General features: G+C 68.8%; 18 protein-coding genes and 3 pseudogenes. 13 read left to right on the forward strand and 8 right to left on the reverse strand.

Going from position 1 to position 17,498, the window contains the following annotated elements; all coding sequences use genetic code 11:
• From J7E89_RS14750 to J7E89_RS14760, 3 genes and pseudogenes are all read left to right on the forward strand, one after another.
• A partial coding sequence (locus J7E89_RS14750) for a group II intron reverse transcriptase/maturase (RefSeq protein ID WP_251060557.1) occupies window positions 1–1,132 on the forward strand: 1,132 nt, incomplete at its 5' end.
• A gap of 105 nt (window positions 1,133–1,237) precedes the next feature.
• Window positions 1,238–2,046, forward strand: a pseudogene (locus tag J7E89_RS14755) (transposase); the annotation flags it as partial.
• Window positions 2,047–2,103: 57 nt separating this feature from the next.
• Window positions 2,104–2,202, forward strand: a pseudogene (locus tag J7E89_RS14760) (IS5/IS1182 family transposase); the annotation flags it as partial.
• Between the two features lie 51 nt (window positions 2,203–2,253).
• On the opposite strand, the gene J7E89_RS40865 reads toward J7E89_RS14760, so the two are convergent.
• Together J7E89_RS40865 and J7E89_RS14770 are read right to left on the reverse strand one after the other, a co-directional pair.
• Window positions 2,254–2,481, reverse strand: coding sequence for a DUF397 domain-containing protein (locus J7E89_RS40865; RefSeq protein WP_308315476.1), 228 nt, complete (start codon window positions 2,479–2,481; stop codon window positions 2,254–2,256).
• Window positions 2,478–3,359 carry a helix-turn-helix transcriptional regulator gene (locus tag J7E89_RS14770; protein ID WP_214973669.1) on the reverse strand — a complete coding sequence of 294 codons (882 nt, stop codon included), beginning with the start codon at window positions 3,357–3,359 and terminating at the stop codon, window positions 2,478–2,480. The genes J7E89_RS40865 and J7E89_RS14770 overlap by 4 nt, the downstream gene beginning before the upstream one ends.
• A 208-nt stretch (window positions 3,360–3,567) precedes the next feature.
• On the opposite strand from J7E89_RS14770, the gene J7E89_RS14775 reads away from it, so the two are divergent.
• Both J7E89_RS14775 and J7E89_RS14780 read left to right on the forward strand, forming a co-directional pair.
• On the forward strand, window positions 3,568–4,893 hold the full coding sequence (locus J7E89_RS14775) for a hypothetical protein (RefSeq protein ID WP_214973670.1): 1,326 nt from the start codon (window positions 3,568–3,570) through the stop codon (window positions 4,891–4,893).
• A 19-nt stretch (window positions 4,894–4,912) separates the two neighbouring features.
• Window positions 4,913–5,617: a 2'-5' RNA ligase family protein gene (locus tag J7E89_RS14780; protein WP_308315477.1), complete on the forward strand. Its 705-nt coding sequence runs from the start codon at window positions 4,913–4,915 to the stop codon at window positions 5,615–5,617.
• Here the strand turns inward: J7E89_RS14780 and J7E89_RS14785 are convergent.
• Window positions 5,610–6,071: an ATP-binding protein gene (locus J7E89_RS14785; RefSeq protein WP_308315478.1), complete on the reverse strand. Its 462-nt coding sequence runs from the start codon at window positions 6,069–6,071 to the stop codon at window positions 5,610–5,612. The genes J7E89_RS14780 and J7E89_RS14785 overlap by 8 nt on opposite strands.
• A gap of 279 nt (window positions 6,072–6,350) precedes the next feature.
• On the opposite strand from J7E89_RS14785, the gene J7E89_RS14790 reads away from it, so the two are divergent.
• From J7E89_RS14790 to J7E89_RS14815, 6 genes are read left to right on the forward strand one after another with little or no spacing between them, the layout of a single operon-like run.
• Window positions 6,351–7,382 (forward strand): thymidylate synthase, encoded by a 1,032-nt coding sequence (locus J7E89_RS14790; RefSeq protein ID WP_308315479.1) that lies wholly within the window; start codon window positions 6,351–6,353, stop codon window positions 7,380–7,382.
• Complete coding sequence (locus J7E89_RS14795; protein WP_214973673.1) at window positions 7,379–7,909, forward strand: nucleoside-diphosphate kinase; 531 nt, start codon at window positions 7,379–7,381, stop codon at window positions 7,907–7,909. The genes J7E89_RS14790 and J7E89_RS14795 overlap by 4 nt, the downstream gene beginning before the upstream one ends.
• A 30-nt stretch (window positions 7,910–7,939) precedes the next feature.
• Entirely contained in the window at window positions 7,940–9,112 is a 1,173-nt protein-coding gene (locus tag J7E89_RS14800; RefSeq protein ID WP_214973674.1) for a radical SAM protein, read from the forward strand.
• Complete coding sequence (locus J7E89_RS14805) at window positions 9,113–9,718, forward strand: 3'-5' exonuclease (RefSeq protein WP_214973675.1); 606 nt, start codon at window positions 9,113–9,115, stop codon at window positions 9,716–9,718.
• Window positions 9,715–10,302, forward strand: coding sequence for an AAA family ATPase (locus J7E89_RS14810; RefSeq protein WP_251060558.1), 588 nt, complete (start codon window positions 9,715–9,717; stop codon window positions 10,300–10,302). Before J7E89_RS14805 ends, J7E89_RS14810 begins: the two co-directional genes overlap by 4 nt.
• Window positions 10,299–11,054: an aldo/keto reductase gene (locus J7E89_RS14815; protein ID WP_214973677.1), complete on the forward strand. Its 756-nt coding sequence runs from the start codon at window positions 10,299–10,301 to the stop codon at window positions 11,052–11,054. The genes J7E89_RS14810 and J7E89_RS14815 overlap by 4 nt, the downstream gene beginning before the upstream one ends.
• 16 nt (window positions 11,055–11,070) lie before the next feature.
• Here the strand turns inward: J7E89_RS14815 and J7E89_RS14820 are convergent, their stop codons facing one another.
• The 5 genes from J7E89_RS14820 to haaT all read right to left on the reverse strand — a co-directional run bounded on the left by J7E89_RS14820 (window position 11,071) and on the right by haaT (window position 16,375).
• On the reverse strand, window positions 11,071–11,436 hold the full coding sequence (locus J7E89_RS14820; RefSeq protein ID WP_214973678.1) for a hypothetical protein: 366 nt from the start codon (window positions 11,434–11,436) through the stop codon (window positions 11,071–11,073).
• 60 nt (window positions 11,437–11,496) lie between these two features.
• A complete protein-coding gene (gene haaN / locus J7E89_RS14825; protein WP_214973679.1) occupies window positions 11,497–11,976 on the reverse strand; it encodes a cyclophane-containing RiPP N-acetyltransferase HaaN in 480 nt (159 codons plus the stop codon).
• A 41-nt stretch (window positions 11,977–12,017) separates the two neighbouring features.
• Window positions 12,018–13,175, reverse strand: coding sequence for an FxsB family cyclophane-forming radical SAM/SPASM peptide maturase (locus J7E89_RS14830; RefSeq protein WP_214973681.1), 1,158 nt, complete (start codon window positions 13,173–13,175; stop codon window positions 12,018–12,020).
• A 13-nt stretch (window positions 13,176–13,188) separates the two neighbouring features.
• Entirely contained in the window at window positions 13,189–13,380 is a 192-nt protein-coding gene (haaA, locus tag J7E89_RS14835) for a HaaA family cyclophane-containing RiPP peptide (RefSeq protein ID WP_214973683.1), read from the reverse strand.
• 202 nt (window positions 13,381–13,582) lie between these two features.
• Window positions 13,583–16,375 carry a cyclophane-containing RiPP biosynthesis TPR protein HaaT gene (gene haaT, locus J7E89_RS14840; protein WP_214973685.1) on the reverse strand — a complete coding sequence of 931 codons (2,793 nt, stop codon included), beginning with the start codon at window positions 16,373–16,375 and terminating at the stop codon, window positions 13,583–13,585.
• Between the two features lie 273 nt (window positions 16,376–16,648).
• Between haaT and J7E89_RS42365 the strand changes: the two are divergent.
• Window positions 16,649–17,200 (forward strand): annotated as a pseudogene (locus tag J7E89_RS42365) (ARMT1-like domain-containing protein); the annotation flags it as partial.
• Between the two features lie 124 nt (window positions 17,201–17,324).
• Complete coding sequence (locus J7E89_RS42370; RefSeq protein WP_374196820.1) at window positions 17,325–17,489, forward strand: hypothetical protein; 165 nt, start codon at window positions 17,325–17,327, stop codon at window positions 17,487–17,489.
• Window positions 17,490–17,498: the final 9 nt, after the last annotated feature.

The following is a 17,498-nucleotide window of genomic DNA, read 5'->3' on the forward strand; positions in this document are numbered from 1 at the left end:
GATCCTGTCCAACATCTACCTGCACAAGATGGACGAGTACGTCGAGAAAGTTCTCATCCCGGAATACAACCGAGGAAAAGTCAGGAAGCCGAACCGCGCCTTCTTTCGGGTGTGGGCGGCGATGCAACGCGCCCGCAAGCGCGACGACCGCACCAAAGTGCGGGAACTGCGCAAGCAACTCCGCAGCGTGCCGAGTATGGATACTCAGGATCCCGGCTACAGGCGACTGAGGTATGTGCGCTATGCCGACGACACTCTTCTCGGGTTCGCCGGACCGAAGGCAGAAGCCGAGGAAATCAAGGAGCGACTGGCGCAGTTCCTGCGTGACGAACTCAAGTTGGAACTGTCGCCGGAGAAGACCCTCATTACGCACACCCGCACCGGGGCGGCGAGGTTCCTCGGCTACGACATCGCCGTCCATCACAACGACCGCAAGGTCACCGGTGGTCGGCGCTCCGTCAATGGGGTGATCAGACTACGGGTCCCTCGTTCGGTGGTATCCGTCAAGCAAGCCCAGTACATGAAGCGCGGCAAACCCGCGCGTCGGCCCGAACTGCTGAACCAGGACGACCACGTCATCATCAGCACCTATGGGTCGGAGTACCGCGGCATCGTCCAGTACTACCTGATGGCCGGCGACGTCTTCCGACTCGCCCGGCTGCAATGGGTCATGGAGACCTCGATGCTGATGACGCTCGCCAACAAGCACCGCTCGTCGGTGTCGAAAATGGCCCGCAAGTACGCGGCCACCATCGAGACGCCGCACGGGCTACGCAAGTGCTTTGAGGCCCGCGTCGAACGCGTCGACAGGAAACCGCTGGTCGGACGGTTCGGCGGGATCCCGCTGAGACGGAACAAGAAGACGGTCATCACCGACCGTCGGCTGGCCCCGGTCAACACCAAACGCAAGGAGCTGGTTACCCGGCTTCTGGCCGGGCGGTGCGAGTCCTGCGGACGCGTCGACGAGGTGGAAGTCCACCACGTCGCCAAGCTCGCGGACCTCGGACGACCAGGGGACCGACCGCCGTGGGCAGATCTCATGGCCTCGCGACACCGCAAAACCCTTGTGGTCTGCGGAAGTTGTCACGCGGACATCCACGGCAAGAAGCCCGTCCCAGCACTCACGGAGTAGTCACTGGAGAGCGACGTGCGGTCAAAGCCGCATGCGTCGTTCGGGCTGGGGGCCGTGGGAAAAGGACCTGCTCAGCAGGCACCTCGCCGACGGCCCACCAGTACCCTGTGGCACAACCTCTGCGACAAGGTCCTGGCCTAGGTCCGCTCGCACAGCTCCTGCTGGGCCACCGTCAACCCGCCCCGCCCCGAAGGAGTGCGCGAGCAGACCACCCGCGAACGATGGCACCAGGTCCACAACCTCCTCGGCAAGGGCGTCGGCCTGCTCGAATGCGCCCGCCGCCTCAACCTCGCCCTCAACACCGTCAAACGCTACGCACGCACCCGGGAGCCCGAAACCCTGCGCCGGGCCCCGCGCTACCGGCCCACCCTCGTCGACCCCTACTGCGACCACCTCCGCACCCGCCGGGCCGCCGACCCCGCCGTCCCTGTGCTCCAGCTCTTCCGCGAGATCAAGGAGCTGGGCTACACCGGCAGCCTCAACCTCCTCTACCGCTACATCACGCAGGGCCGAGCCGAGGGCGACCGGCCCGTCATCACCCCGCGCCGCCTCGCCCGACTTCTCCTCGCCCACCCCGACAACCTGCGCGACAAGGGCACCAAGCTCCTGCGGGAACTCACCGCCGCCTGCCCCGAGATGACCGAACTCGCCCGCCTCGTGAAGGAGTTCGCCGAACTGCTCACCCCCTCCGCCGACAACGACACCAAGCTCACCGAGTGGATCACAGCCGTCCGCGCCGCCAACCTTCCCTACCTGCACGCCTTCGTGAACGGCCTCGAACTCGACCGCGCCGCGGTCAACGCCGGCCTCACCCTCCCCACCACAACGGCCGCACCGAGGGCGTCAACACGCGAACCAAGAGAATCATGAGGCAGATGCACGGCCGAGCCGGATTCGCACTGCTCCTCCATTGATCACCACACAGCGCTACCACCGATTGCGGGACAGAGCCGTTCGTTTTACAGTCCCCCGACTACGAGACCCTTCCTATCAGCTCCGAAGCAGTGATCCACATCGCCACGATCGACAACCTCGCCAAGCGCATAACGGACGAGACCACCCCCACCTAGCGAGGTGCATACTAGGGCATAAGGGGCAATACGTCTACGCCAAACGCCCTCTCAGCCCGGCTCGCCACATGCCACGGCCGCCACGAGCATCGCCACGGCGGACCGCCCGAGGATCAGAGGCCCACGTTCGAGGGCCTTCGAGTCCCGGACGGCGACGTGCACCCCCAGGTCCGCGAGCTCCACGCAGTCGTTCGCGCCCCCGCTGTAGGAGCTTTTCCGCCAGCGTGCCTGCGAGAGGTCGATGCCGTCGGACGGAGCGGCCGGGCGGGCCTTGGTCACTGGTCGAGCTCCTTGCTGATTCGGGCGATGCGGGCACGGGCCTCCGAGGGGCCGAGCGCGCACGCCCTCAACTGGTCGAAGATCTCTGTGTAGTTGTCGACATCGTCGCCGGACTCCAGGTACACGGAGTTCTTGGGGTTCTCCAGCCACACCAGGTTCGGCGTGGGATCGGGGAAGGTCAGGATCACGAACGGACCGTACAGTCCGGGGTGCGCGCCGAGCGCGAACGGCAGGAGCTGCACCGTGATGTTCGGCTGCTCGCTCGCCTCCACCAGCTTGCGCAGCTGGTCGCGCATGATGTCCGCCGAGCCGACGGTGCGTCGCAGCACCGCCTCGTCGAGGATCGCCCAGAGCTTGGCCGGCCGCTCACCGTCGAGGCGGCTGTTCTGCCGCTCCATACGCACCTTGACCAGGGCCTCCACCTGCGGCGACGTGAGTTCCATCCGCATCTGGGAGATGACGGCGCGCGCGTAGTCCTCGGTCTGCAGCAGGCCGGGGACGAGCATCGGCTGGTAGTTGGCCAGGGTCACCGCTCCGGCCTCCAGGGCGAGATAGCCGTCGTACCGAGTAGCGGTCAGGACCGTGGAGTACTTCCGCCACCACGGCTTCTGCTGCTCCTTGTCCGCCCGTACGAGATCGAGTACGTCGGCACGCTGGGCCGGGTCTTCGACGCCGTAGCAGTCGAGCAGCGCACGCACGAGGACCGGTGACGTGCCGCGGTCACCGGTCTCGATACGGCTCAGCGATCCCTGGTTCACCTCGATCTGTTCGGCGACCTCGGTGAGGGTGAGACCTGACACGTCTCGCAGCTCCTTGAGGCGAGCCGCGAGTTGGCGACGGTAGACGGATTGCGGGACCATGCTCCTCTTCAAGGCCATGCCGGAAGTCTGTCCGCCCGATGCGGGTGCTACAACCCATACGAGTCAACTTCACCAGACATATTGCCTAGTTCGCTGTGACACCGGCATTCTGCCTAGGGTCACGGCGCGTGTTCTCCGGACGCGCGCCCCAGCCGACGATGGGTGCACCACCATCGGCGTGCACGCCTCCGCGTCGGCTTGGTTCGCCACACCAGGAGGGTGTGCCATGCCCCGGACGACCTTGTTCCGGCACTTACTTCAGCAGCGTCATCTGACGACGTACGAGGCCTTCTCGGCCCAGTTCGAGCTGTCGGCCGCCAAGCTCGCGGAGCTCGACGGCGACCAGCGTCTCGCCTCGCTCCAGGTCTCCTCACGACAGTTCGACCGCTGGCTCGGCGGTGAGCTGCGGGGACTGCCGCGCCCGGATGCCTGCCGGGTGCTGGAGTACATGCTGGGCAGGCCAGTCTCCGAGTTGTTCTCCGTGCCGGGCGGTCGCGATGACGCCCGTACGACACAAACACCGCCCAGCTGCCCTCCCCCACGGGATCCCGGCGACAGCCCGCTGGAGATCGTCGCCCGCGCCCATCACCTCACCGCCAGCAACGCGGACGACGCCACCCTCGCCCTCCTCGGCTCCTCCCTGGAGACCGTCACCGCCCGATACGAGCAGGACGGCCCGCACGCACTGCGCCCCGAGACCCGGAGCCTCCGGCGCCTCGCGCACATTCTCCTCGACGGCCGCCAGCCCCCGCGCGTACGCCAGGAGCTCTTCCGACTCGCCGCCCGCGCCTCCGGGTTGCTGGGCTACATGGCCGTGAACACCGGTGACTTCGCGCTCGCGGAGGCGTACTGCACCGAGGCCCTGGACCTCAGCAGGGCAATCGACGACCGGGACACCGAGTTGTGGGCGAGCGGCACCCTGTCCTTCGGCCTCTACTACGCTGGCCGGTACGGCGAGGCCGACGCGTGCGCCGCCGCGGCCGTGGAGCAGGCACCGAGCAGCGCCCAGTCCATCCGGCTGCTCGTCAACGGCCGGGCGCGTGCCCTCGCCAAGACCGGCGACCGCCGCGCCTCCGAGCACGCCATCGGCCAGGCCCTCGATCTCTCCGACGGACACGACGTCCCGGTCGGGCTCACCTCCTGCATCTCCTTCGATCCGTACGGGCGGGCCCGGACCCTGGCGAACGCGGTGACCGCGCACCTGGCGCTCCACGACACCGCCCAGGTACTGAGCGACGCCGAGCGCATCGACGATCTCGTCGAGCACTCCGACTCCTCGTGGACCCGCGCGCTCGTACGCCTCGACGTGTCCACCGCCCTGCTGCGGCAGCGCACACCCGACCTCGACCACGCCATGACGCTGGGCCAGGAAGCCCTTCGGCTGTGCGGGGGCTCCCCCATCAGGTCCGTATGGCAACGCGCCAATGAGCTGTACGAGCAGGCCAGGCCGTGGCGGAAGTATCCGGCGGTAGGCCAGTATGGCGACGAGCTCCGCGCCTGGAGCTCACAGCCAGCCGCCCTGGCCATGTCGTCTCGCTCCAGAGCGGTGTAATGCCGAAGGAGTACGCCGGGTGCCCCTGCTCAGCGCCGATCCCGCCGCGTTTCCCGCCGATCCCCCTGCCAATCCGCAAGATCCGGCAGCCATCGCGGCACACGACTGGGCGGCCTTCAGCGCACTGGACGAGATGGCCGACCACTGGGCCCGCCCAGGATGGGCCGACGGCAGTAGGGCGTACTACTGGATGCTGACCTTCCCTAACGCGCCGGAACTCGCCGCTCTCGCGCGGAAGTGTCAGAAGACGCTCGCCCCGCTCGGCCTCGACCCCGTGCCGCCGGATGGTCTGCACGTCACCCTCACCCGCGTCGGCACCCCGGACACGGTCACCCTGGCGCAGCTGGAGGGCGTCACTCGATCCGTCAGGCCACTGCTGCCCGCCGCGTTCTCCCTGCGGGCCATGCCGCTGGCCGGCTCCCGCGGGGCCGTACGCCTCTCCCTCGGCCCGTGGAAGCCGCTACTCCAGCTGCACGCCACCCTGATTGACGTCAGCCGGACTGCGGGCTTGGCGCCGAAGAAGCCGACTTCGGCCTTCCGGCCGCACCTCAGCCTGGCGTACAACAACCGTCAGCGCGTCGCCGCCCCGGTCATCGAAGCCGTGGCCGGTCTCCGCATCCTTTCCGCCGTCGAACTTCCGGTCGTGCAAGTCCAGTTGGTGGAGCTGCGTCGCGAAGAGCGGGAGTACCGGTGGGACGTGCTGAAGAGCCTGTCGCTCAGATAGTCCCGGGGTTGTCCAGTTCGACGACCGCGACGACCATCTTGCCGATCGCGGTCGGCTGGACGAACCACCTGGCGGTCAGCTCGTCGATGAGCTGCAGCCCACGTCCGCACTCCAGCAGCTCGTCGTTCGACGTATCCGCTCGCGGCTTGACCCTCTCGGTGTCCGTGCCCGAGTCGTGCACCCAAAGAACCGCGGCGTCCCGGTAGACCTCCACGTTCATGCAGTCCGGACCGGCGGTCGTGTGTCGCAGCGCATTGCCGACCAGCTCGGAGGCGACCAGCACCGCGTCGTCGACGACCGATGCCGACGCGCGGCCGTCGAGCGTCTGGCGCACCTGGGCGCGGGCACAGGCGAGAGGCTCGGCCTCCTCCGCCAGGTTCACCCACTGATGACGCACCAGCTCCCGCCGCCCGACGGCGCAGTCCGTATCTGATCCGTACACCGTTCCGTACACGTCGCGTCACGCTCCCGGTCGATGCCGCTGGGATCGACCAGCGTCTCGGCGTACGCGACGCGGCGGTACGCCGTGCCTCCGCCCTTCCACCCACCGCGAGACGGCGGACGAACGGCGGATCGACGGCGTACCGCCGCCATGCCTCCCCGGCGAGGGTCTTCTCAGGGCGGCCACGACCGCCCGTCCCTCCCGCCGGCCGGCCGGGTGCACACCACAAGCAAGACTCCCCCGCCCGGCCGGCGCGAGGCACCCACTTCCACCGCTTCACAGGAGGCTCTGGTGCTCGCACCGTCCGTCTACCCCGGCTTCGAGCAGGCGTACGTCGACGTGCTCGGCCACATCCTGCGCGATCACGAGTACCGCAATGCCCCGCGCGGCAACGCCAGCCGCGAGTGCCTCGGGCTGAGTTTCAAGCTGACCGATCCACGCGAGCGCCTGCCCTATCTGGCCGCGCGAAAGGTCAATCCGGTGTTCCACTTCGCCGAGGCGCTCTGGTACCTCGCGGGCCGCGACGACCTCGACATGATCGCGTACTACGCGCCCCGGATGCGGTCGGACTCACGCGACGGGGCGACCATCAGCGGCTCCGCCTACGGATCCCGGATCTTCAACCCCGTCGGCGACGACACCGTCTCGCCCTTCGACCGCGTCCTGTCGCTCCTGCGCAGGGAGCCGGATAGCAAGCGGGGTCTGCTGCCGATCTTCGAGGCGCGTGAGCTGGCGGTCGCCGACAACTCCGACATGTCGTGTGCGGTCTCGCTCCATCTCCTTGTGCGCGAAAGCAAGTTGCACATGGTCTGCTCGATGCGGGCCAACGACTGCGACCGCGGACTCCTCGCGGACGTCTTCTCCTTCACGATGATCCAGGAGTACGCCGCAGTCCAACTCGGGCTGGGGCTTGGCACGTACACGCATCATATCGGCTCGGCACATCTCGGCGACCGGGACTTCGACCGCGTGCAGCGCGTCCTCGCCGAGGCGGCCGACCGCCCGGCCGCCTCTACCTCTCGCTTCCCGTTCCCTCCGATGCCCGCCGACACAACGCCGAAGACCATCGCCACCGTGCTGGGGCACGAGGAGGCGCTGCGTACGAACCAGGTCCAGTACCGGCCCGCGGAAATCGCCGGACTCAGCCTCCAGCCGTACTGGCAGCAGGTGCTGCTCCTCTTCGAGGTGAAGCGGCAGCTCGTCCACTGCCCCGCTGACCCCGTCGAGAAGGACGTCCTCGCGTCGCTCGACGCGGGCCCGCGCTGGCTGCTCGCCCACCGCTGGCCGTCCCGCATGCCGGGCGGCTTCAGTCCGGTCCGATGAGCCGCCGCCCCGCAGCGGTCGGGGAGGTCCTGACCAGCGTCGACTGGGACCGCTGGAGCGTGATCCTCCTCAAGCCCGACTGCCTACGCCGTGCCCTCGTCGACGCGATCCTTGCGCGCATCGCCGCCACCGTGTCCGTGTCCGTACGCGGCCGGATGGACGTGACCGTCGCCGACTGGCAGATCCACGTCCACTACTGGGATCTGCTCGTCGGCGCCGACTGGTTCGACTACTCCGTCCCCGCCTGCCTGCGCGACATGTACGTCGGCCGGCGGGTGGCCCTCGCCCTCGCCCATGGACCGGCCGGGACACCTCGTCTCGTACGCGACATGCTCGGCCACTTCGACCCCGCCCGGGCCGCGAAGGGCACCCTCCGCGGCGACTTCGGCACCGACAGCCTCGCCGCCGCTCAAACCGAGGGCCGCCTCGTCGAGAACCTCGTCCACTCCTCCGACGACGCGGCCGCCACCTGCCGCGACTTCGGTACCTGGTACGGCGCGAAACGGCACCACCTGCTCAATCCGTGACCCACTACCCGCTCCCAGGAGGGCTCCGCCATGGCGACACCCACCCGCCGCCCGCTTCCCCTGCTCACCACCAAACAGGTCTCCGCCCTCAAGCCCGAGCTGGCCTCGGTCATCGAGTACCGCAAGTCCGGACTCTCCGTGAACCACATCGTGGGCTGCCCACTCGACTGCGGCTATTGCGTACGACACCTCTACGGCAACTTCGAGATGAAAGTGCCGCGCGCCCTGATGACCGACGAGGAGGCCGTCGCCGCGCTCACCGGGCACCGATACTTCCGCCCGCACCGCACCCCGCTGCAGATCTTCAACCGCGCCACCGACCCGATGCTCCCCGTCGTCAAGCCGCACACCTTCAACGTGCTGCGCCTCCTGGACGAGCAGGGCCTGACCAACCACGTGCTGGTGATCACACGTTGGCGAGTCGAGCCCGAGGACTGCACGATCCTCAACAGCTTCAGGAACATCAAGTTGACCGTCCTGGTCACCCATTCCGGCATTGACGACCAGCGGATCGAGCCCGTCGACTCGGCCATCGCCGCCGCCAGCCTGCGCACCCTGTACGCCCACGCCGAGCGCTACCGGACGGTGCACTACTGGCGCCCCATCGTCCCCGGCCTCAACGACACGTCCGCCCATCTGCACCGGGCTCGCGAACTCGCCGAGCACGCTCACGCGACCGTCTTCACCGGCCTGTTCTTCCGCGACCAGATCGCCACGTACTACGAGAGTCACGGCATCCCGATGCCGTACGAGGACACCGCCCGGCGCAAGATCATGCCGGAGGAGTCCGAACAGAGGATCCTCAGCCTCTTCCACAACCCCGCCGACGCCGAAGCCCCGTACGGCCCGCTCTTCCGCAAGACGAGCTGCGCGGTCGCGTACGCCCACGGCGAGGCCGACTACAACGGCCACTACGGCGTACGCGAACTGTGCGACATCTGCCCCTCCGCCCAACTCGGCTTGTGCGCTGACGCCTGGAAGGCCCCGGACCTCGCGGAGGTCACCGCCGAGGCGCGCGAGCTGGGCGCCATTGGCGCCGTGGAGGTGGACGAGCGCGCCATCATCGTCGAGGGCCTGGACGAGCAGCCGCGCTACTACCTCCAGCACGGCTACGGCTACCAGTGCCACGACCGGGCTAAGCCGCACCACCACCGCCGGCACGGCCGCTCCGACATCGGCTGGCCGGCTCCGAAGGAGTCTTGAATGAACCCCACCACCTGGCCCGACCGCCTGCTCGTCGTCGACGTAGAGGGCAACGGAGCGAACCCACCCGACCTCGTCGAGGTCGCCGCCCTCCCGATCCGCGACGGCCAACCGGACACCACGACAGCCGGGGCCTGGCTGATCCGCCCGCCCGTGCCCGTCACGCCGTTCGCCGCCAAGGTCCACGGCCTCACGAACGACCGGCTGGCCACGAGCCCGACCTGGACGGAAGTGGCCGACGACGTACGCACATTCCTCGGCAACGCCTGGATCTGCGCGCACAACGCCCACGTCGACCACCGCGTCCTGACCCGCCACCTGCCCAACTGGGAACCGGCCGGCGTTCTGGACACCCTGCGCCTGGCCCGAGCCACGTACCCGGACGCTCCCGCGCACTCCCTGGACGCGCTGATCGAGTACGCGCGCCTGGAGCTGTCGGCGGCACCGGCCCAGCGCCACCGCGCGACGTACGACGCGTTCGCGACCGCCACGCTCCTGCTGACCATGGCCACCCGGTACGCAACCTGGGCCGACCTCGTCACCGCCGCTGTCCCGCCGGGCCTTCCCGGCGCCCCGAAACCAGAACAGGAGCCCACCCTGTGGTGAACCCAGCCCCAGCCCCCGTGCGGATCGGCATCGTTGGAACGTACGCCACCGGCAAGACCACGCTGATGCGCCGCATCGAGATGGAACTGCGGGCGCTCGGCACCCCCGCCCTCCGCGTCGGCGGTCTCGGCAAGCGCGCCGCGTTCCTCGGTCTGCCGAAGATGGCACGGCACACGGCCCTGTCCTCGGAGTGGATCACCACGGCGGGCGCCGCCGAGGAACTGGCGACGACCGTACGCGCCAACGTGGTCCTCGCCGACTGTGCAGCCCCGGCCGCACTCGCGTACTACACGGCGGCTCTGGAGCACCGCGGCGAGAAACTTCCGCCCGAGACCGGCCACCGCCTCCGCTCTCTGGTCACAGCCCTCTCCACCCCGTACGACCTGCTGCTAGCCACGGTCCTCGACCCAGCCGAACCACTCACCGGCACGCACGACCACGACCCGGCTTTCCGGCGCCTCGTCGACGAACACACCCACCAGCTCCTCGGGGAACTGAACCTCGGCCACGTCCTCGTCGCCAACGACGACACCTCGCGCGCCGACGCCATCCGTCTCGCCCTAACCGTGTCGGGCGCCGCATGAGCGCCACCACGCCCGGCGGCCTCATTACCATCGCGGGCAAGCAGGTCTCCCGCCTCGGGCTGGGCACAATGCGCCTGACCGGCCCCGGCACCTGGGGCTGGCCCGAGGACCGGGCCACGGCTGGCCAGGTCCTGCGGGACGCCGTCCACGTCCACGGCATCACGCACATCGACACCGCGGACGCGTACGGCCCGCACACCGCCGAGTCCCTGATCAGGGCCACTATGCACCCGTACCCGCCCGAGCTCCTGGTGGCCACGAAGGTCGGCATGGTCCGCGCCGCGCCGGATGTCTGGCGTCCCTTCGGCCACCCCGAGTACCTACGAACGGCCGTTGACGCGAGCCTGAGCCGCCTCAAGGTCGAACGGCTCGAACTCTGCTACCTCCACCGCGTGGACCCGACCGTTCCCCTGGAGGACCAGGCCGGCGAGCTCGGAGCCCTCCAACTCGCAGGCAAGATCGGCCACATCGGCATGTCCAAGGTCGGCGTCGAGCAGATCCGCGCGGCGGGGAAGGAGATCACGGTCGCGGCCGTCCAGAACTGCCTGAACCGCGCCGAGCCCGACGACCCGGCCCTCGACTACTGCGCCCGCATGGGCATCCCGTACATCCCCTACCGCCCACTCAACGCCGGCGCTCTCCCGGCGCCCGCGGCCCTCACCTGGCTTCTCGACCTGGCCCCACACATCGCCCCGATCCCGGGCACGAGCTCTCCCGGTCACCTGCGGGCCATAGTCAGGGCTGTCCAGTGACGGGGCGTCAAGCGGTTCACGTCACCGACAGCCTCGCCTCGCAGGAGGAGCACCGTCGGTCGGCTACCCGCTGCGTGTTCCCCTCCGTCGCCGTCACCGGATGGCTTCTGCCCACGCGGCCCCACAGGCCGGGTGACGGATTCGGGATCCACCCCCACTCCGGGGCCTTCACGTACTCCTCCGACACGTGGTCGCACGCGCCGGGGATGTGCGCGTACTTCGTCTGGGAGACCAGGATCGTGTCCGGCGCGAAGGTGCGCCATTCATGTCTCTCCGACGTGGCCCGTCGACGCGCCTTCTCGGCTGTCCTGTCGGGCGGGCAGTCACACACCAGCCCGGGGACCACCTTGCTGCCGCACTCCTCGCAACGCTCTTCCTGCATGTCTCAGTAACCCCAACTCACGTACATCAAGCGGCTTACGCACTTCTCAACGGCCCCTGCTCAGGCCGTACCGACGATAGCCCGGTAGACGACTTTCCCCTCATGCTCCTCGAATCCGAGCGCCTGGTAGAAGGCACGCGCGTCCGGATTGACGCGGTCCGTCATCCACTCGACCCGACTGCACCCCGGGCGCGCGTCGGCGATGGCACGCAGCTCGTTCATGAGGCGTACGCCGATGCCCTGGCGTCGGAGTGTGTCACGGACATACAGCTCCTTGAGGAAGAGCGAGTGGGTCGACCCTGCCGAAGGCCACAGGTACGAGTACGCGGCGAGCCCGACGATGTCTCCCGCCTCGTCCTCGACCAGTAGCGCGGAGGCCAGCGGCGGCGACCCGAAGAGCGCCTCCTCCACCTGTGCCTGGCGCTCGTCGAACGGCTGGATGTCGGCATCGGTCGTGCCGTAGAACCGCTCGATCTCCTCGATCAGTTCGGCCACACTCCGGACGTCGCTCTTCTCGGCGGGGCGGATCGTCACGCTCATCGGCGTACAACTCCTGTCATTCGTGGTGGGTACGGGCCGGGTTATGGAGACGGTGAAGCAGCTGGCCCCAGTGTCCAGCCGTGTCGCTGCAAAGAGCCCTGGACGTGCCGGATGAGGTACTCCAGGTCTGTGCAGTAGACGGAAGGATTCCGGTACCCCCGGGCCACACTGAAGCGGTGCGGGAGATAGCCACCGCCGCACACCTCCACCACCGGGCAGCTCTGGCACTGTTCGGCGAGGACAGCGGTGCCGCCCTGCCGGTGCAGGAGCTTGGGATGGTGGATGGCGGCGTCGAAGGACTCGTTGAAGACGTCGAGCCCGAGCCAGGAGGCGCCCTCCTCGACGGAGCGCAGGGTGTCCACACCCTCGATGGTGCCGTCGGACTCGATCACGACGCTGGAGGGCGGGGCCAGCCCGAGGGTCTCCACCGCACCGCGCGCGCCGGAGCTGAGCGCCACGATGTCCTCCAGCATCCGGACGCTGTGCTGGTACTGGGGCTGGGCGAGCCAGGCGTCGTACACACGGCTCATCCACAGCCCGTACTCGGGGGCGGTGGGATCGTGACGTTCCGGCGGGGCCTCATGGGTCCCGTGCGGCAGCCCGAAGTCGATCACCGGGGGCTCGAACGACGCCAGGTAGTCGTGAACTTCCACCGGATCATTTGCCAGGTCCACCACAGCGAGCAGCCCCGCGAACAGCCGCGGCCTGGACCGCAGCAGCTCGATGCCCCGCACCGCCGCAGCAGCGCTCGACCGGGATGCGTGTGTGAGCCGGTGCCGGTCGTTCGCGGCGGGCGGGCCGTCGAGGCTGACGCCCACGGTGACCGCGTACCGCTCGAAGAGATCGAGCCACGTCTCCGAGATCAGCGTCCCGTTGGTCTGGAGCTCGAAGAAGACCTCGGTTTCCGCCGGGACGCCGTCCTTCAGTATCCGGAGGACGTGTTCCAGGTGCTGTGGCCCAGCGAGCAACGGCTCGCCACCATGCAACACGACGTGGACAGCCCGCAGTCCGTACGTCGATAGGTGCTCGGCGATCCTCAGGGCCGCTGCCCGAGCCACGTCCACACTCATACGCGCCGGCAGGCCCTGCCACGCCTGGTCCTGGGAGTTGAAGACATAGCAGTAGTCGCAGTTGATGTTGCAGCGGTTCGCGACCTTGAGGATAAAGGTACGGAAGGGCGTTTGGGGTGACGGCGTCATCAAGCGAAGGCGGCTACAGCGGCCACGGCCAGATCAGCGAGGCGGCGTGAGCACCCTCGCCGATCTGGTTCGACGCGGCCTGTTCGGCCACGAGACGACGCTGCACGCGGGCTGCGACACGGTCCAGGACTTCGGCGCGGGGCCCTGGCGCCGCCGCGTCCGTACCGTAAGGCGAGTGAGAGGCAACAGTCGTGCTTGGCGGCATTCAATGCTCCTCGTAAATAGGCGCAGCGGGTACCAAATGCTCAAAAACTCGGCGTGCAGCAAAGGCAGTCACTGCGGCTGACCAGCTGGCAACGTAGCAGTCCCGCCATGGACCACGGCATACCGAAACTGGCCACATGGCCTGGCCCGATGACACGGTCGGAGCAGATGTCCACCACATGACCCCGCTGACGGTACCCTGCTCACCCTGCCTGCGCCGCCAGCAACCGTTCGAGCTCGCCCACGGCCTCCGCCACCCCCAACCGCCTGTATACGGCCATGGCTTGCCGCAGTAACCCGTCGGCCCGACCACGCTCCCCAGCCGCCAGCTGGCACCGGCCGATCCCCTCCAGGGCACGCGCCTCCTCCAGAGGACACCGAATCTCCCGAGCGAGGCGCAGTGCCTCGCTGAAGTGCACGCGCGCCTCATCCGGCTCACCCGTGGACCCCAGCAACGTCCCCCAGTGGTTCAACACCTCCGCCTCGCCACAGCGATCGCCAAGCTCCCGCAGAATCTCCAAGCTCCGCCCAAGCGCGACCACGGCGCCCTCTCCGTCCCCGGCGGCTCCACGTGCGGCACCCAGCTCACCCAGCGAGGCTGCCTCTCCGCCCCGGCTGCCGAGGTCGCGATAAATGGCCAGCGCCTCCTCCTGCGTGCCGACCGCTTCTGTCGGACGCCCGGCCCGCCGCTCCAGTACGCCCAGGTGCCGGATGCTGTTGGCGCGGCCGTACTGATCCCCGAGCTCCGTGTAGTACTCCAGTGCCTGATCGTGAGCCGCGCGTGCGCCCTCGAGGTCACCGGTCAGCCGGCGGACCACGCCCATCTCGTTGAGTGCATAGGCTTGGTGGACCCGATCGTCGAGCTCCCGGTAGATGTCGTACGCCTCACGGTGCCGCTGAGCAGCCAGGGCGTAGTCCCCCATGAGGCGGTGGACGACGCCGAGGTCCCGGAGGGAATTCGCCTCGCCGTAGCGGTCGCCGAGCTCGCGGTAAAGGGTCAGTGCCTCAGTCTGAGTCCGCACCGCCTCGTCGAAGCGGCTGGTCTGCCGGCGCGTCATCCCGAGGTCCGCGAGCGCATTGGCCTGCCCGAGCCGGTCGCCCAGGTCACGGTGGATGGCCAGGGCCTCCGTCTGCGCCAGGGCGGCTGCTTCGTTGTCGGCCGTCATGTACCAGACGATGCCTACCTGGTTCAGGGCCCTGGCCCTGCCGCGCTGATCGCCGACGGCCTCGTACTCGGCCACCGCTTCGTTCAAGTTCTGAGCCGCCTCGGAGTACCTGGCCATGAAGCGACGTACGACACCGAGCTCGGCCAGCGCGTCGGCGAGCGCCTGCCGGTCCCCGATACGGCGGGCGGCCTCCGCAGCAGCACGGTGAAGGCCGGCGGCCTGGTCCCAGGGGCCCGCCTGCCGTAGGAACGGCGCCATGGCCGCGGCGAGCCGGATGACCATGGAGTGCAGCGCCAGACTGTCCGCCTGCTCCATGCAGGCAAGCACGTTGGCCCGCTCGCTCTCCAGCCACCCCAGAGCATCGGCCCGCGTCCGCAGGGCGGGCACCTCCACGCTCACCGGAGCCCCGGAGGAGTCCGGCGGAGGCGGAGCGGCCGCGACCACACCGCGGGCGAGGTGCCTATTCGCATCGGCGAGAGCAGTCAGGTAATAAGTGCACACGCGCTGGACTGCCTGAGCGTGATCCATACCATCCCCCTCGCCGGCAAGACCGCGGGCGTAGTCACGTAAAAGATCGTGCAGCCGGTAGCGGCTCCCCGGGTTCTCGTCGATCAGATGGTCGTCGTAAAGCGCGTCGAGGTGTCGGCGGGCGTCGGCCACCGAGACCGAGTCAAGCGCGGCACCGACGTACGCATCAATATCCGTACCCGGACAGAAACCGAGCCGCCGGAAGAACCGCTGTCGTTCCGGTGGAAGATCCTGATAGGAGAGGCCGAACGTCGAGGCCACAGCGCGCTCTCCTGCACGCATCTCCCCCAGCCGGTCCTGTGCCACCAGCAGCCGCGCCCGCAGATCCTCGGCGCTCCATGTCGGATGGTGCCGCAGCCGTGCGGCGAGAAGGGACACTCCCAACGGCAAATACCCGCAGAGCCTCACCAGATCATCCAGTACGTCCCCCTCGAAGCTCTCCGCCGGCCGTCGACTGAGCTGCGTGAACAGCGAGATCGCGTGATCCCGCGGCAGGGCCTCGACCGCCAGGACCACCTCTTCGTGCGCCGCGAGCCGCTTGCGACTGGTCACCAAGACGAGACAGCCGATCCCCCCGGGGAGCAGCGGCTCCAGCTGCCGGTAGCTGGCCGCATTGTCGAGGATGAGCAGCGCCTTCTTGTCGGCCAGCCGACTCCGCCACATGGCGGCCCGCGCCTGTGCGACCACCCCTACGTCATCCCCGACCGGTATCCGCTGCGCAGGCACCCCCGTGGCAGCCAGGAGCGAGGCAAGCGCATCAGTAGCCTGCACCGGGCTCCGCCCTGGGGTGTGCCCGTTCAGGTTCACGAAGAGCTGCCCGTCCGGAAACCGATGCGCCAGCACATGCCCGGCATGCACCGCGAACGTCGTCTTCCCGACTCCCGGCATCCCGTCGATCACGTGCACCGGCAGCGACTCCCCGGTCCCCTGGGCGACTTCCACCGAACTCACCAGCCGCGAGAGCTCCTCCGACCGGTTGGTGAACGCCGCGGTATCCCGCGGCAGCGACCGCAGCACCAGGGCAGCCCCCGGGGTCCCTGCCCCATCGTCCGGTCGCACGAGTGGCTCCGGACCACTCTCCGGCGTGCCGACGTCCGCCAGGGCCGCGAGCAATGCAGAAAGACCAACCAGCACCACTCCCAGCATGGCGAAGGACAGCCAAGGGTGCCCCTGCATCCACCCTAGCCAGGAAGGCCAATGCGACTCCTCCGACACCGCGTTCGTGACAAGCCCCACCAACATCGTCGTCGCCGCACCACCCCCAGCGACAACGGCGATCGCCATGCCCCGCCGCATCCTCATGAGCACGCCGTCTCCGCGCGGATTGGCACGTACACCGACATCACCCCGGCAATGTGGTCGTGGGCAGTCACCTCACGGTGGTCGGGCTGGAACCGCACACACAGAACTACCCTGGACACGTAGACAACCCCCGAGATCGATGCCGCAACAGGCCAAGCGCATCAGCCAGCCGGGCGGTTGGTCAAGGACGCCCCAGGCCAAGCAGCAACACGATCAGCCAACTCCCCGGGTAGGCAAATCACCCTCGGGCACGCCCATGAGGCACGCCATGTGATGCAGGCCGCGTCCGCCATCCTCCCCCGCCCCAGGCCCGGACGCGCCGCATCGCGCCCCGCGTCTGGGGAGTGCCACGCTCGCCGCGCGGTTTGCGTCGCCCGCTCAGCGGGCGACGCCGGCCCCGGCGACCGCGTCACCGGCCTCGTCGCCGACGACTCCACTGCCCTCTGGGAAACCTTGTCTGCCAACCCGCCCGGCAAGGTCTGCCAGGTGGCCGACAACGCCGGCCCCGAGCTCCCCCTGACCTTGTCCTCGCCGACCGACCACCTGCTCCACACCGATCGTGCCGCGTCCGTCGTGCTGCACCTCAAGCGGTACCCGTACTACGCCTCCGACGCCACCACCACCGGACACTCTGGCCTGCCTCCACCGCCTGACCACCGCACCCCCGGCTACGCAGCGGAAATCGGCAGGCGCCGACGCCAGGCCATCACCACCGGCCGCCTCACTCTACGCGCCCGCCCCTTCTCCTGCGCCCCGCTCCCCTACGCGGACATGCCCGCCGACCTCCACGAGGACTTCGCCACCGCCACCCAGACGGTCATGAAGGGCGACCTGAACTACCGCCGCCTCGTCGGCGACCAGGGCTGGCCAGCCACCACCCCGTTCGCCGACGTCACGTCATACTTCCCCGGTCCGGTCGCGGCACACCGCCGCGGAGACCAGCGTCACGCTGACGGACCTGATCCACGCCGGCCGCCTCCACGCAGGCGACCGCCTCCAGCTCGCCTACAGGCAGACCACCTACACCGCCGAACTCCACGCCTCCGGCGCCCTCACGGTGGATGGCATCCCAGACAGATTCACCAGCCTCTCCGCCGCGGCGGTCGCCGCCTAGAAGACTCAT

The sequence above is a fragment of the Streptomyces sp. ISL-100 genome (genome assembly GCF_018614615.1).
GTDB lineage: Bacteria > Actinomycetota > Actinomycetes > Streptomycetales > Streptomycetaceae > Streptomyces.

Bases quoted from the DNA above. Each gene is read 5' to 3' on its own strand.
- J7E89_RS14770 (WP_214973669.1), bottom strand. From the start codon at position 3,359: ATGGCCTTGAAGAGGAGCATGGTCCCGCAATCCGTCTACCGTCGCCAA.
- J7E89_RS14805 (WP_214973675.1), top strand. From the start codon at position 9,113: ATGAACCCCACCACCTGGCCCGACCGCCTGCTCGTCGTCGACGTAGAG.
- haaA (WP_214973683.1), bottom strand. From the start codon at position 13,380: ATGCCGCCAAGCACGACTGTTGCCTCTCACTCGCCTTACGGTACGGAC.
- J7E89_RS14775 (WP_214973670.1), top strand. From the start codon at position 3,568: ATGCCCCGGACGACCTTGTTCCGGCACTTACTTCAGCAGCGTCATCTG.
- J7E89_RS14820 (WP_214973678.1), bottom strand. From the start codon at position 11,436: ATGCAGGAAGAGCGTTGCGAGGAGTGCGGCAGCAAGGTGGTCCCCGGG.
- J7E89_RS14795 (WP_214973673.1), top strand. From the start codon at position 7,379: ATGAGCCGCCGCCCCGCAGCGGTCGGGGAGGTCCTGACCAGCGTCGAC.
- J7E89_RS14830 (WP_214973681.1), bottom strand. From the start codon at position 13,175: ATGACGCCGTCACCCCAAACGCCCTTCCGTACCTTTATCCTCAAGGTC.
- J7E89_RS14800 (WP_214973674.1), top strand. From the start codon at position 7,940: ATGGCGACACCCACCCGCCGCCCGCTTCCCCTGCTCACCACCAAACAG.
- J7E89_RS14815 (WP_214973677.1), top strand. From the start codon at position 10,299: ATGAGCGCCACCACGCCCGGCGGCCTCATTACCATCGCGGGCAAGCAG.
- haaN (WP_214973679.1), bottom strand. From the start codon at position 11,976: ATGAGCGTGACGATCCGCCCCGCCGAGAAGAGCGACGTCCGGAGTGTG.
- haaT (WP_214973685.1), bottom strand. From the start codon at position 16,375: ATGAGGATGCGGCGGGGCATGGCGATCGCCGTTGTCGCTGGGGGTGGT.